Source organism: Croceivirga thetidis (genome assembly GCF_012272815.1).
Lineage (GTDB): Bacteria > Bacteroidota > Bacteroidia > Flavobacteriales > Flavobacteriaceae > Croceivirga > Croceivirga thetidis.
In genome coordinates this window covers 373027-388114 of record NZ_JAAWWL010000002.1, presented here as the reverse complement: position 1 = coordinate 388114, position 15088 = coordinate 373027, and the positions used below count along the sequence as shown (strand labels likewise).

The window sequence follows — 15088 nt, the reverse complement described above, 5'->3', positions numbered from 1 at the left end:
TTTTCCTATATAATGTACAATTTTCTCGTTGAAGTGTTAAGTGAATAGACCAAAATATATTTAACTATAGTTGAATGGTAACCGATACCTTGGTAAGCATCATAATTCCATTTAAGAATACAGAAATGTATTTAAACGGGTGCCTTGACTCTATCCTTGAACAATCCTATCCTTACTGGGAAGCCATACTCGTCAATGACCATTCAACTGATAATAGTAACCAAATTGTTTCATATTACGCTACTAAGGACAATAGGTTTAAACTAATACAAAACAAGGGTGAAGGTATCATACCTGCTTTGCAAATTGGGTATCAGAATACCTCTGGGCGCTTTATAACTCGTATGGATTCCGATGATATAATGAAACCACAGCGACTGGAAAGAATGGTAAATGATTTAAAGAAGTTGGGTCCAGGTCACATCTCTGTGGGTTTGGTCAAGTACTTTTCAGAACGAGGCATTAGTGATGGTTATAATCGCTATGAAAAGTGGTTGAATAACCTTTCCGAAAAAGGCACCAATTATTCAGAGATATATAAAGAATGTGTTATCCCCTCTCCTTGTTGGATGGTATTTCGAGAAGATTTTGATTACTGTGATGGGTTTACGCCAAATAGATATCCTGAAGACTATGATCTCACATTTCGATTTTATGAACAAGGCTTAAAAGTAATACCCTGCAATGAAATTTTACATCTATGGCGTGATTATGATACACGTACCTCAAGAAACCATGTTCATTATGCCCAGAACTATTTCCTTGATATCAAGGTTCATTATTTCGTAAAATTGGATTACGATAACAAAAGACCCTTAGTAATTTGGGGCGCAGGTTTTAAGGGCAAAACAATTGCCAAAAAACTATTGGACTTAGAAATTGATTTTACTTGGCTTTGTGACAATCCGAATAAAATTGGCAAGAAAATCTACAATCAAGAAATGAAGCATTTCTCCATACTTTCTCAATTACAAAAACCACAAAGTATAATTACAGTTGCGAACGAAGCCGCTCAAAAGGAAATTAAAGCGCATCTGACAAACCTTGGGCAGGAAGCAATGGATGATTATTTCTTCTTCTGTTAAGCTGAAGTCAAAAGTATGTTGGTCAAAAAAGTAAAAACCTATATTTGAGAACTAAAACACGGAATGCAGTTTAAACATCCTGAAATTCTCTGGTTTCTTCTACTTCTGCTAATTCCGATAATCGTACACCTTTTTCAGCTCAGAAGATTTAAAAAGACCCTGTTCACCAACGTTGCCATGTTGGAGAAAGTACGTTCAGAATCGAGAAAAAGCCATTCCATAAAAAAATGGCTGCTTTTGATTTCTAGACTCCTTTTATTGATGTGCATAGTATTGGCATTTTCGCAACCATTTTCAGCCAAAGTCAATGCTTTAAAGGAAAAAGAGACCGTTATTTTCTTGGATGATTCCTTTAGTATGGGGGCTAAAACTGATGGGGTCTCCCTTTTGGAAAAGGCTGTTCAAGATATTGTACAAACGGTGCCAGATGGTGCAAAATTCAGCCTGTTTACAAACCATAAAACCTTTAACGAAGTCGATATAAAACAAATTCAAAATGAATTGATTTCGCTAAAAGCACAATCGAAGCAAATTAGTTATCAAAACGTACTTAGAAAGGCAAATACCTTGTTTTCAAATCGTGGTAATGTCATAAAGGAATTATTAGTTGTTTCTGATTTTCAAAAAAGATTAGGTCCGATAACTAATGACTCCTTGAATATCATTGATATACACGCGGTCAATCTTAAGCCAGATACACGTAAAAATGTCAGTATTGATTCAGTATTTATCGATAGCGAATTAAATTTAAATGTGAGGTATAGTGGATTAAAAGGAGAAAATGTACCATTGGCCCTCTACAGTGGTAATAAATTGATTGCAAAAACGGCCTTGGAATCAAACTCAGATTCAACAACTGTTCTTACAATACCTACAAATGAAGAAATCAAGGGAAGATTGGAAATAATGGATAATTCTTTGGAATATGATAATGTGTTCTTTTTCAATATCGATGATAAACCAAAAATTAAAGTCCTCTCAATCAGCGCTAATGAATTTAACTTTCTTTCGAGGATTTACACGGAAGATGAATTTGAATTCGAGAATACTCCTATTGGTAATCTAAATTATAGTGCGATATCAAAGCAAAACTTAATTATCCTAAATGAGTTGGATAATATCCCTAACAGTCTTCAGACTGCTCTGGCCTCTTTTTTGGAAGATGGTGGCAGCCTTGCAATAATTCCATCAAATAATATGAATCAAGAGGCTTTCTCCGCATTATTATCAAGGGTTGGTGGTTTTGGTATTACAGAGAAAGTTACTTCAGAAAAAAAGTTGACTGGGATTACTTTTGAACACCCTTTATTTGCAAATGTCTTTGAACGTAGGGTGTCGAATTTTGATTATCCTACTTTTTCGAATTATTACAGGGTTAATGGAAGTTTTTCTAAAGTTTTAACCCTTGATAATTCAGAACCATTCTTGTTACAAAATCAAAAATTATATCTTTTTACGGCACCCATAAATAGAGAAAATAGCGATTTTCAAGATTCCCCACTGATAGTGCCTACCTTTTATAAAATAGGGTTGAATAGTCTAAATTTATCGGAACCTTATTTTACCATTGAACAAAAGAATGAAATTGAAGTGCCTACGATTTTGGCGCAAGAAGACCTCATAAAAATTGTTCATAATGGAATGGAATTAATACCGTTGCAACAGTCTTATCCAACAAAGGTGGGTCTTACATTTGAAAACAATCCTGAATTTGCTGGTATTTTCTCGGTCATAAAAGGAATAGATACGCTCCAACACTTAAGTTTTAACCACAGCAGGGCAGAAAGTAAATTGGAGTATCTTGACCTAGATCAAAAGGGTTTTGCTTCTATCAATACAGCATTTCCTTTATTGTTTGATCAATTGGCCAATGAAAGGGCGATAGACGCATATTGGAAATGGTTTGTTATTTTTGCCCTGATTTTTGCCCTAGTGGAGGTATTGATTCAAAAATTTCTTGCATGAACGCACTATTGAAATCAGCAATAATTGTAGACTCCACAAACCCGAAATTTCATCTCAAAAAGAGGGATATCCTCATCCGAAATGGCAAAATAGAAAAGATTGCCAATAAAATAGAGGTCGATAATACTGTAAAAACCATTGCATTAAAAAATCTGCATGTATCACTAGGCTGGTTTGATTCAAGCGTGAGCTTTGGTGAACCTGGTTTTGAGGAAAGGGAAACCATAACCAACGGATTAAGGACCGCTTCGAAAAGCGGTTTCACAGATATTGTTCTTAACACCAATACCTACCCGACACCTTCTAATCGTTCAAATATTGTTTATTTAAAAGATCGTTCTAAAGGTGAGGTTTGTAATCTTCACCCGATGGGTTGCCTATCAGTCAATTCTCAGGGCGAGCTTATGGCCGAGCTCTTTGATATGTCCAAAGCGGGTGCTGTGGCTTTTTCAGACTATAAGCATGCGATTGACAATGCCAATTTATTCAAAATTGCTTTGCAGTATACCCAGAACTTTGGCGGTACGGTTCTTTCTTTCCCCCATGATTCACAATTAACAGGTAAAGCAGTAATGAATGAAGGTAAAACTTCAACAAGTCTCGGATTGAAAGGACAACCAAATTTGGCAGAAGAACTACGTGTGAATAGGGATTTATTTCTTTTGGAATATACCGGTGGGAGTTTACATATACCTACGATTTCTACAGCACAATCAGTTAAACTGATATCAGATGCGAAAAAGAAGGGTCTAAATGTAAGTTGTAGTGTTGCGGTTCACAACCTATTTCTTACAGATAAAAAAGTTGAACAATTCGACGCGAACTTTAAGGTAAATCCACCCTTGCGTACCGAAAAAGATGCCAAAGCCCTTGTAAAAGGAATACAAAATGGAACGATTGATTTTATCACTTCTGACCATAGCCCGATTGACATTGAAGAAAAGCGATTGGAATTTGATAATGCAGAATTTGGAACTATAGGAATGGAAAGTACATTTGGGGCGATAAACGCCCTACTTGGATTCGAAGAGGCCATAACCCTATTGACCAAAAGAACCAAGTGGTCTAACATAGAAACTCCAGAGTTTCAAGAAGGTTCAAAAGCCTGCTTAACTTTATTTAATCCTGAAGGGGAATATCAGTTTTCAGAGGCCAACGTCTACTCAACGTCCAAGAATTCGGCTTTCTATGGAGAAACATTAAAAGGCCATGTGTATGGCACCATAAACAATGGTAAAAGTCAATTAAATTGAATAAAAAAGAAGTTGAAGCCGGCAAAACAGCTGCTCTTGTAGCGTATTTAACTATTGTTGGTTGCTTAATCGCAATCACGATGAATCTAGAACCTAAAAATAATTTTGCGCGATTTCATATTAGACAGGCCTTCGGCATTCATTTGACCTTTCATGCCTTGGCCATCTTTTTTAACTATGCCAATATACCTTTTGCATGGGTAGGATTATATGTGTTCTACCTAATTCTCTGGGGGTATGGCTTTTGGGGGGCAATTAATGGAGAACTTAAACTAATTCCAGCAATTGGAAGCTATTTTCAAAAATGGTTCACATTCATTAGTTAGAAAATTATCATTTATTAGAAATGTAAAATTTTAATCATAACCCAAAATCACCAAAGCATGTCCCCCACAGATTTATCCCTTGAACATCTTATTCGTCCATCAAAATCAGGTATCGAGAAACCTTCACCACTCTTTATGCTCCACGGATACGGAAGTAATGAAGAAGATCTTTATTCATTCGCTTCAGAGCTACCCGAAGAACTTTTTATCATTTCAATACGTGCCCCTTACCCAATGGAACCTTTTGGAAATGCATGGTATGCCATTCACTTTGATGCACAGGATGGCAAGTGGAGCGATGATGAACAAGCAGTTGAATCTCGTGAAAGAATTACGACATTTTTAGATGAAGCTTGTAAAGCCTATGATTTGAATGAGGATAAAATTACCTTACTGGGTTTCAGCCAAGGGACAATTTTAAGCTTTTCAGTGGCCCTATCTTATCCAGAAAAAATAAAAAATGTAATAGGCCTAAGTGGTTACATCAATGAAGGTATTTTATTGAAAGGCTATCAAGAAAAGGACCACTCCAAACTAAATATCTACAGCTCACATGGTCAGGTTGACGCCGTCATACCTTTAGAATGGGCGCAACGCACTCCAGATTTCCTAAATCAATTGGGTATTGAAAATAAATTTGAAGAATTTCCTGTAGGTCATGGAGTAAGCCCTCAGAATTTTTATTCTTTTCGAACCTGGCTTGAAAAATTGCTTTAATTGATTCCTCTTGTATACAACAGATGATCGACCAAAGTAAAGTCTACACTTAGGTCGTCTTTAAGTTCGTATTTAATAATTAGATCACCCCAATATTTGCCATCAGAAAAGTCGGATAATATCCACTTATGGTTTAGCACCTTTATTTTATTTATCTTAAAGTCACTCTCCATACCCTCATAAGGAATTAATGGATTATCCCCACTTTTTTCATTGGTTTCCAACAACTTATCTTCAGTATATCTCGTTGGGTTCTCTAAGTTCAAATGCTCGTAATAGGCAAGAGCATCGTCATTATTCTCCAAAGAAAAATACTGCATGTCCAACATTCGTATTTGTAGTTTTTGGATTGAATCTTGAAGCGCGGTATTTTGCTTTTTTAGTTGGGTTATCTGCTCCGTGGAACTTGAAGCCACCTTATTTCCTTTCATTCCTAAATACAAAGCAATAAGAGCGGTGAAAACAAATAAATATAAAAAGATGTTCTTCTTCATTTTAGATTGTAATTTTTAAATTATCGTACGCTAAGTGAATGTTTTCCGGCAAGCTACGTTCTACTTCTGCATGAAATCCCAGCAAGTGGCTAATATGAGTAAAATAAGTTTTGTTAGCCCCAATGGTCTTGGCAAAAGCCAAGGCTTCTTCTAAGTTTAAATGGGAATGATGGGGTTCAATACGTAAAGCATTTACCACCAAACACTTAACGCCTTCTAACTTTCGTATCTGGTCCTCTTCCACCCGTTTAACATCGGTTAAATATGCAAAATCACCTATTCGAAATCCGAGTATGGGCAAACGATTGTGAAATACTTCTATTGGTACAATTGTAACACCACCTAGCGTGAACGAACGATTTTTAAAAATTTCATGAACCCTTACGGCTGGTGCCCCTGGGTATCGGTCTTCATCTGCAAAAATATAATCATACCTCCTCTTCAAAGAATTGATTACCCTTTCATGAGCGTAAATCGGAATGTCTCCTTGACGAAAAAAGAAAGGTCTAATATCATCAATACCAGCCACATGGTCTGCATGTTCATGCGTAAAGAGAATGCCATCAAGCTTTTCTATGGGATTGGATAGCATTTGTTGTCTAAAATCAGGCCCACAATCAATTACATAATTGAAATCGTCCCAAGAAACCAGAACAGATACACGTAAACGCTTGTCTTTTGAATCGTTACTCAAACAAACGGGATGCTTACTACCAATTATTGGTACCCCTTGAGAAGTGCCGGTGCCTAAAAATGTAACGGTCAAGCTGCGCTTCATTTAACCAAAATTATGACTATTTGTTTAATCTAACTGGTTAACTTCTTTAACTTTGTTAACATAAACTTCTAGTGATGGGTAACCTTTTGGAAAAGGATAGGGAATTTGAAAATATTCCTTCAATAAAAGCCAAGACTTTACGAATCAATTTGCATCCTGACATTTATGGTACGTTTGCCGAAATTGGTGCTGGCCAAGAAACAGCCCGCCACTTTTTTAGGGCAGGTGGTGCTTCAGGAACCATTGCAAAAGCAATGAGTGCGTATGATAAAGCCTTTAGTGACGCAATCTATGGAATTGAAAAGGACGGCCGTTATGTTACCCAACCCCGTTTAAAACAAATGTTGCGACATGAAATGAAACTGGTCGAAGAGAGAATTGATAGAAAAAACAATCCTGATTACCTCTTCTTCACTTATGCAAATACCGTGGCAACCATAGATTTTTCAAAACGGTATAAAGGTCATGGTTGGGTCGGAATACGATTTCAATTAGATCCAAAACAGAAGGAGTTTGATGAAATCATATTACATGTTCGTTTTAAGCAAAATGAAGCCAGACTACAACAAGAAACCCTGGGTATTCTCGGTGTGAATTTGATATATGGCGCTTTTTTCAAACACGATAAGCCGAAAAAACTTTTAAAATACCTCTACGACCATATAGACAAGGATACCGTAGAAATTGATATGATCAATTTCATCGGCCCGAATTTTAGGGACGTGGACAATCGTTTAATCAGCCTTCAACTTATTAAGAATAATATGACCGATGCGGTCATGTTCGGCCCTGACGGTAACAATTTATTACCCGCCGCAGTTCTTTATAAAAAGAACATACTTGCACTGCGCGGCAGCTTTCGACCTGTTACCAAAGTGAACATGGATATGTTCCAAAAATCGTATGACATTTTTGTGCGGGAACAAACGGTCGATATGGATAATACCATCGTAATATTTGAAATTACATTATCCAATTTAAAGGCTTCTGGTGAAATAGATGAACAAGATTTTATGGACCGTGCTGAATTGCTAAGTTCGCTGGGGCATACTGTAATGATTTCGAAATTTCAAGAGTATTTCAAACTAGTGGAATACTTGAATAAATACACAAAAAACCGTATCGGATTAACTATGGGGGTTAACAACCTCGTAGCTGTATTTGATGAAAAATACTATCGCCATTTGAGTGGAGGTATTCTTGAGGCATTCGGTAAACTCTTTTTCAAAGATTTAAAAGTGTACCTCTACCCGATGAAGAATCCAGAAACTGGTCAAATCATGACCAGTAACAATTTGAAGGTGCACCCAAGAATGAAAGAGCTTTATAAATTCTTCAAGTACAATAGTAAGGTGATGGATATTATCGATTACGACCCTGACATTATGCACATTTTCTCAAGGGATGTATTGAAAAGAATTACAAATGGTGAAGATGGTTGGGAAGAAATGCTTCCTAAAGGAATTGCGGAGATAATAAAAGAAAAAAACCTCTTTGCGCGCAAAGAGGTTGAAAAGGTTGAAGAACTCGAAGTCGACGAGGATTAAATTAACTATCCTTCCAAGATTTGAGCTGCGTGATCTTTGGTTTTCACCTTTGAAATTACCCTGTCAATAACTCCTTCCTCATTAATAAGGAAAGTGGTTCGGTGTAAACCGTCATATTCCTTTCCCATAAACTTCTTTGGACCCCAAACACCAAAAGTTTCAATAACGGTATGGTCTTCATCTGCCAACAAAGGGAATTGAAATTCAAATTTTGATTTAAAATTGGCCTGCTTCTTTTCAGAATCTTCACTTACACCTAAAATTTCATATCCTTGATTCTGAAGTTCGGCATAGTTATCCCTTAAATTGCATGCTTCTGCAGTACAACCTGGGGTGTTCGCCCTTGGATAAAAGAATACTATCAATTTTTTACCCTTGTAGTCAGACAAAGAAATCTCATTACCATCTTGGTCTTTTGATGAAAATTCGGGTACTTTATCTCCCGCTTTAAGTGTTTTCATTACTTATTTTTGTTTAACTATTTTAAATCAAAACTAAACAATTTTGACTAAACAGGAGAAGGTAAATTTTACTATTTCAAAACTAGAAGAACTTTATCCAGAAATTCCAGTGCCTTTAGACCATAAGGACCCATATACACTATTAATTGCTGTATTGCTGTCTGCGCAAAGTACTGATGTCAGGGTAAATCAAATAACTCCGTTACTTTTCAAAGAAGCAGACAATCCCTACGATATGGTCAAACTTACCGTTGAAGAAATTCGAGAAATCATACGTCCTGTTGGGCTATCACCGATGAAATCCAAAGGTATTCATGGGCTTTCAGAAATTTTAATCGAGAAGTATGATGGAGAGGTTCCCAAAGAAATTGAGCTTCTCGAAGAACTGCCAGCCGTAGGTCACAAAACAGCCAGCGTGGTAGTTTCCCAAGCTTTTGGCATTCCTGCTTTTCCTGTTGATACCCATATTCACCGCTTGATGTACAGATGGGGGTTTTCTAATGGTAAAAACGTTGTTCAGACCGAAAGGGATGCAAAACGACTTTTTCCAAAAGATTTATGGAATCGGCTACATCTTCAAATTATTTGGTACGGTCGAGAGTATTCTCCAGCACGTGGTTGGAACCTGGACAAAGACATTATCACGAAAACTATTGGAAGAAAATCAGTAGTAAACCAATATTATAAAAACAAAAAGACCACTAGCTAAGAATAATCTTAACTAGTGGTCTTTCATTTTCTTTCAGGAAAATTTAATTCAACATTGAATCAAATTTAACTCCCTGATAATCAATGACTCTTAACGATTTAGAGAAATCCAACAAAAATTTGATGGTCTCTGAGCTTGTCTTAGTCAATCTTGCAGTTTGTTCTTCAGAGTAAATTTTTTCCATATTTCAGTATTGTTAATACACTAGATTAACGCCACTAAAATGGAATTATTGCAAGAATCGACCTAATACCGATTAATTCGTTAAAACGATATTATTCTTTTCTACGATTTTTCTGAGGTTGATTAGGGCATAACGCATTCTTCCTAATGCTGTATTGATACTAACGTCAGTGTTTTCGGCAATTTCCTTAAAACTCATATCCTTGTAGATACGCATGATCAAAACCTGTTTTTGGTCTTCTGGCAGCTCTTCTATGAGTAAGGTCAAATCAGAATCAATCTGGTCTTTGATCAATTGCTTTTCAGCATTCATTTTCTCGTCCTTAATAACAGAGAAAATATTGAAATCGTCGCTACCCTCAAACTTGGGCATTCTTTTGTTCTTTCTAAAGTGATCAATAATTAGGTTGTGTGCAATACGCATAACCCAAGGCAAAAATTTACCTTCTTCGCTGTAACGACCTCTTTTAAGTGTTTTGATAACCTTGATAAAGGTGTCTTGGAAAATATCTTCAGTTACTTCCTTATCAAGTACTTTAGAATAAATAAAACTGGAAATTCTTTGGTTGTGTCTATTGATTAAGACTTCAAGGGCTTTTTCGTCTCCGCCAATATAATTCTTTACTAGTACCGAGTCATCGATTTGCAAGTCCATACAAATTACTTTTTTGGTTAAATCATGGGGCAACCATAGCGGGCTGCTCCGGAGTTATTAGTTTAAAAAATGTAAAAAAGTAATTATCGCTGTATAGGCCTATCAGGGTTTTAATTACGACTCAAAGATATGTGATCTGTGGTCTGAGGTAAAAACAATGTTGTGACTTGCTATTTTTTTGATGTATATACGCACAATATAGACATTAAGGTCGGCAAAGGGTATCTTTACCAATAAAAAATCGACGAATGACGCTATTAAAAGACGTAAATCCCAAGAAAAATATTATCATAAAGGGTGCCAAACTCCACAATCTCAAAAACATAGATGTTGTTATTCCTAGAAACAAGCTCGTCGTTGTTACTGGATTGTCTGGGTCTGGTAAGTCGTCTTTGGCCTTCGATACCCTATATGCTGAAGGGCAGCGAAGGTATGTTGAAAGCCTCTCCTCATATGCAAGACAATTCTTGGGTAAATTGGATAAGCCGAAGGTCGATTATATTAAAGGTATTGCGCCTGCAATAGCGATTGAGCAAAAGGTGAATTCGACAAATCCGCGTTCAACGGTCGGTACCACAACTGAAATATATGATTATCTTAAACTGTTGTTTGCCAGAATAGGTAAAACTGTATCCCCTATTTCTGGCGAGGAGGTTAAAAAACACAATGTCACCAATGTAGTGGATTACATAAATACATTTGATGAAGGAACCAAACTTTTACTTCTAGCTCCTATAACCATCAATGAAGATAGAGATGCCTTAAAGTCATTGGAACTATTTTCAAAACAAGGCTATGCAAGAATAAAATATAATGGACAGGTAATGCGGATTGATGAAGTCCCAAAAGATATAGGCAAGGAATTTGACTTGGTCGTCGACCGAATTGTAATGAAAAAAGACGACGAAGATTTTCTGAATCGCTTGGGTAATGCTGTTGACAACGCCTTTTTTGAAGGAAAAGGTACTTGTGCCATTGAAGACTTGAATTCGGGAAAAATTCAAAAGTTCAGCAATCTGTTTGAATTGGATGGAATGAAATTTCTTGAACCCAATGTTCATCTATTCAGTTTCAATAACCCTTACGGGGCTTGCCCTAAATGTGAAGGTTACGGAGATGTAATCGGTATAGACCCTGATTTGGTTATTCCAAATACAGCTTTATCAATATTTGAAGAGGCTGTTTTTCCATGGCGGGGAGAAAGCATGAGTTGGTATAAGGACCAATTGGTAAATTCTGCGTTCCAATTCGATTTTCCAATTCATAAACCTTGGTTTGAGTTGACCGAAAAACAAAAACAATTGGTTTGGAATGGTAATGACCATTTTATAGGTATTAACAAATTCTTTGAACAGCTAGAAGAGAAAAGTTATAAAATTCAGAATCGAGTGATGCTTTCGCGCTACCGCGGAAAGACCAAATGTCCAGTCTGTAATGGAAAAAGACTTCGCAAAGAAGCTAACTATGTGAAGATACAAGGGAAATCAATTTCAGACTTAATTGAATTACCTATTAAAAATTTGATTCCTTTCTTTGGGGAATTGGAATTGTCACAACATGACCAAACCATTGCAAATAGGTTGCTAAAAGAGATTACTACCCGTCTAGACTTTTTAGACAAGGTTGGATTAAGCTATTTAACGCTCAATCGAAAATCAAACACACTATCCGGTGGTGAAAGTCAACGGATAAACCTTGCGACCAGTTTGGGGAGCAGTCTTGTTGGTTCCATGTACATTTTAGATGAACCTAGTATTGGATTACATCCTAAGGATACGGAAAACCTGATTGAGGTTTTAAAATCATTACGTGATTTAGGAAATACCGTTGTGGTTGTTGAACACGATGAAGATATCATGAAAGCGGCCGACGAAATAATCGATATTGGACCTGAGGCCGGCACCTTAGGTGGTAATGTAGTGGCAACTGGCACCTTTGAAGAAATTCTTGCAAAAGACACCTTGACTGCTAATTATTTGAATGGAGCTATAGAAATTGAAGTCCCCGCAGCACGTAGAAACTCAAAAAATTATATTCAGGTCAAAGGTGCTAGAGAAAACAACCTTAAGAATATCGACGTTACTTTTCCATTGAATATGTTGACGGTGGTAACCGGTGTTTCAGGCAGTGGAAAAAGTACCTTGGTTAAAAAGCTCCTATACCCTGCTATTTTAAAGGAAGTCGGAGGCTACGGTGAAAAGGCTGGCCAATTCACCAAACTAGAGGGGAAATATTCACAAATCAAGACTGTTGAATTTGTGGATCAAAATCCAATTGGGCGATCTTCGAGGTCAAACCCTGTTACCTATATAAAGGCTTATGATGATATTCGAGCCCTTTTTGCAGGGCAGAAATTAAGCAAGTTACGGGGGTACCAAGCCAAACACTTTTCATTTAATGTTGATGGTGGTCGCTGTGACAAATGTAAAGGTGAAGGTGAAATTACCGTAGAAATGCAATTTATGGCTGACGTACATTTAGAATGTGATGCCTGTGAGGGCAAACGTTTTAAAAAGGAAGTTCTAGAAGTGCAATTTGAAGGTAAGAGCATTAATGACATCCTGAACTTAACTATTGATGATGCCATTTCGCATTTTGGCGCCTATGGACAAACAAAGATTGTTCAGAAATTAAAACCCTTACAAGATGTTGGGCTTGGCTATGTGACTTTAGGGCAAAGTTCCTCTACCCTTTCGGGTGGTGAGGCTCAACGCATAAAACTAGCATCATTCTTGGTGAAGGGAACCACTAAAGACAAAGCTTTGTTCATTTTTGACGAACCCACAACTGGACTTCACTTTCATGATATTAAAAAGCTCTTGAAGTCTTTTGACGAGTTGATTTCCAAAGGACATTCCATTGTGGTAATTGAGCACAATATTGAATTGATTAAATGTGCTGACTATATCATAGATCTTGGCCCTGAAGGCGGTGAGAATGGTGGGCACTTGCTGGCTGAAGGTACTCCTGAAGAAGTTGCGCAGAGCAAGGAGTCATTTACGGCGAAGTATTTGGTTGATAAGCTATAAATGTGAAATTTGACCAGCACAAAAGATTAAACATCGTTTTGGTAAGTATCACAGTACTGACCAATTTGTTTTGCTTTATTCCAGGGACCTATCAAATTTTAAAGGAAAATGGCGGACCAATGGGATTTGGAATAATGGTATTACCGATATCACTTATTGGAAATCTATTTTTTCTTATTGGTTTACTATCAATATTTCCAAAATTTAAAAAGTCCTACTTTCTTTTACTATTAAATTTTTATGGGTGTGTAAGTTGTTTATTCTGGCTCTGGTTCTTTTATCATTCAAGTAAATAACGACCATCTGATTAAACTCAATTTCGTTCACTTGGTTGTCAGAAGACTTTTACGCTTCAATTGCCATAGAGAACAACTATTAAAACTGGCTCTTCGTAATTTAGAAAGAAGGTTGTGACGAAGAAAACTGAATTAACATAAACCTCTATCGTTTCCTTGATTAATAATTAAAATTCTTAATATCAACTACTTAAGGATAGAAATTGATTTTTGGCACGCTGTTTGGTACTATTTGGGTGGGATGTAAATAGTTGCTCCTAAAACTAAAATTAAACAGTATGAAAAAGTTAGTACTCTTTATGGCAGCGTTGGTATTCGGCGTTTCGAGTATGGCTGCTGCAACGACGGAAGAAACTGTGTTTACACGCAATTTCAACTATGGCAACTCATTTATTTTTACGGAGAATGGAATCACTTTTGCCGTATATCCCGATGGAGAATTTGATTTTTACATAGACAATCGCGTAAATGTAGGGGTTGGTGGACGTATCGGGAATGTGGGCATCACGTTCAATTCCGGATTTAATTACAATCCATTCGTACAATATGATGATTATGGTGCCGTAATTCAAGTGGAAAATATTCCGATTTTTTACGACTTCTACGGGCGCGTTTCACAAATAGGTAGTGTCGATGTTTGGTATAGAAATGGTTTTGTAAGACGTGTCGGTGGATTGAATGTATTCTGGAATGGAGGCGTTTTCAGCCATACCACAGGGTTTATCAACATTTATAACCGTGGTTACGTTTACAGGCCTTTCCACAGGTGGTTTGCTAGACCAGCAGTGGGTTTCTGTAACGTATGGACTACTCCTTATAGGAGATGGTATACTCCAGTCAGGTATTCATGGTACAGACCCTATAGAAACAATTTCAGAAGAAGTTATGCTAGAATCGGTCAGAAATACCGATACAATGAGCACAGAAGGGCTAAGGTTTACCGAAACGATAGACGAGTAGCCGTTCGAAACGACAATAGAAGTCAATTGCGAAGAAACTCTGGGAGAAGCAGTAATGATTTGGTTAACCGAAGAAGTGCCAATCGTACATCTGATTCCAGAATAAATAGGAACGGTAACTCTGGTAGAAATGGCAACGCACGAATAGCCAGGAACGAAGGAACTCGTGTAAATCGCAATGGTGGTAGCAGTGGTGGTGGCGGTAGAGCTGTAGTAAATACTAGAAGTAATCGTAGAACCAATGATGTGGGTAGAAGTACCAACGTCACTCGCTCTAATCGAGGGAATACGGTCACCCAAAGAACTGTAACAAGGTCACCTAGAAGTACAACGGTAACAAAGCGTGAGGTAACGAGAACACCTGCTAAGCGTACCGTGACCAAAAGGTCTTCCACATACAATAAGCCAAATAATAGGGCTGTTGCAAGCAACCGTTCAAAGCAAAACAACTCTAGTGTAAAGAGGAGTACCTCTACACAGAAGAGAACGGTATCAAGAAGTACGTCTTCAACCTCGAGAAGAGGAAATGCTACACAAGCGAGAACAAGAAGTAGCAGAAGACAGTAAGATAGTTTTTAGGTTGGTTAGTTGTTTGACCCCGTGATAAGCGCCCTGCTTATTGCGGGGTTTT

At 37.2% G+C, this 15088-nt stretch carries 13 protein-coding genes; 9 read left to right on the top strand and 4 right to left on the bottom strand.

The window, feature by feature from the left end; all coding sequences use genetic code 11:
• The first annotated feature begins 74 nt into the window (after nucleotides 1–74).
• The 5 genes from HCU67_RS09410 (at nucleotide 75) to HCU67_RS09390 (ending at nucleotide 5346) form a co-directional block, all read left to right on the top strand.
• A complete protein-coding gene (locus HCU67_RS09410; protein WP_168552376.1) occupies nucleotides 75–1085 on the top strand; it encodes a glycosyltransferase in 1011 nt (336 codons plus the stop codon).
• A gap of 63 nt (nucleotides 1086–1148) precedes the next feature.
• On the top strand, nucleotides 1149–3050 hold the full coding sequence (locus tag HCU67_RS09405) for a vWA domain-containing protein (RefSeq protein WP_168552375.1): 1902 nt from the start codon (nucleotides 1149–1151) through the stop codon (nucleotides 3048–3050).
• Nucleotides 3047–4303: a dihydroorotase gene (locus HCU67_RS09400; protein WP_168552374.1), complete on the top strand. Its 1257-nt coding sequence runs from the start codon at nucleotides 3047–3049 to the stop codon at nucleotides 4301–4303. Before HCU67_RS09405 ends, HCU67_RS09400 begins: the two co-directional genes overlap by 4 nt.
• Nucleotides 4300–4629 (top strand): hypothetical protein, encoded by a 330-nt coding sequence (locus HCU67_RS09395; protein ID WP_210423683.1) that lies wholly within the window; start codon nucleotides 4300–4302, stop codon nucleotides 4627–4629. Before HCU67_RS09400 ends, HCU67_RS09395 begins: the two co-directional genes overlap by 4 nt.
• Before the next feature lie 57 nt (nucleotides 4630–4686).
• Entirely contained in the window at nucleotides 4687–5346 is a 660-nt protein-coding gene (locus HCU67_RS09390; RefSeq protein ID WP_168552373.1) for an alpha/beta hydrolase, read from the top strand.
• Here the strand turns inward: HCU67_RS09390 and HCU67_RS09385 are convergent.
• Both HCU67_RS09385 and HCU67_RS09380 read right to left on the bottom strand, forming a co-directional pair.
• Complete coding sequence (locus tag HCU67_RS09385) at nucleotides 5343–5840, bottom strand: hydrolase (RefSeq protein WP_168552372.1); 498 nt, start codon at nucleotides 5838–5840, stop codon at nucleotides 5343–5345. The two genes, HCU67_RS09390 and HCU67_RS09385, sit on opposite strands and share 4 nt — an antisense overlap.
• 1 nt (nucleotide 5841) lies before the next feature.
• Nucleotides 5842–6618 (bottom strand): MBL fold metallo-hydrolase, encoded by a 777-nt coding sequence (locus HCU67_RS09380; RefSeq protein WP_246865750.1) that lies wholly within the window; start codon nucleotides 6616–6618, stop codon nucleotides 5842–5844.
• 74 nt (nucleotides 6619–6692) lie between these two features.
• Here HCU67_RS09380 and HCU67_RS09375 point away from each other — a divergent pair, with 74 nt between their 5' ends.
• Nucleotides 6693–8165: a TonB-dependent receptor gene (locus HCU67_RS09375; protein ID WP_168552371.1), complete on the top strand. Its 1473-nt coding sequence runs from the start codon at nucleotides 6693–6695 to the stop codon at nucleotides 8163–8165.
• A gap of 5 nt (nucleotides 8166–8170) precedes the next feature.
• Here HCU67_RS09375 and bcp read toward each other — a convergent pair whose 3' ends face one another.
• Nucleotides 8171–8626, bottom strand: a complete 456-nt coding sequence (gene bcp / locus HCU67_RS09370; protein WP_168552370.1) for a thioredoxin-dependent thiol peroxidase — start codon at nucleotides 8624–8626, stop codon at nucleotides 8171–8173.
• 43 nt (nucleotides 8627–8669) lie between these two features.
• On the opposite strand from bcp, the gene HCU67_RS09365 reads away from it, so the two are divergent.
• Nucleotides 8670–9335: an endonuclease III domain-containing protein gene (locus HCU67_RS09365; protein WP_168552369.1), complete on the top strand. Its 666-nt coding sequence runs from the start codon at nucleotides 8670–8672 to the stop codon at nucleotides 9333–9335.
• 256 nt (nucleotides 9336–9591) lie between these two features.
• On the opposite strand, the gene HCU67_RS09360 is transcribed toward HCU67_RS09365, so the two are convergent.
• Nucleotides 9592–10173 (bottom strand): RNA polymerase sigma factor, encoded by a 582-nt coding sequence (locus tag HCU67_RS09360; protein ID WP_168552368.1) that lies wholly within the window; start codon nucleotides 10171–10173, stop codon nucleotides 9592–9594.
• A 248-nt stretch (nucleotides 10174–10421) separates the two neighbouring features.
• On the opposite strand from HCU67_RS09360, the gene uvrA reads away from it, so the two are divergent.
• Both uvrA and HCU67_RS09350 read left to right on the top strand, forming a co-directional pair.
• The gene (uvrA, locus tag HCU67_RS09355; RefSeq protein WP_168552367.1) at nucleotides 10422–13202 is read left to right on the top strand and encodes an excinuclease ABC subunit UvrA; all 2781 of its coding nucleotides are present in this window, start codon (nucleotides 10422–10424) and stop codon (nucleotides 13200–13202) included.
• Between the two features lie 574 nt (nucleotides 13203–13776).
• Nucleotides 13777–15024, top strand: a complete 1248-nt coding sequence (locus HCU67_RS09350) for a hypothetical protein (protein WP_168552366.1) — start codon at nucleotides 13777–13779, stop codon at nucleotides 15022–15024.
• The last annotated feature ends 64 nt before the right edge of the window (nucleotides 15025–15088 follow it).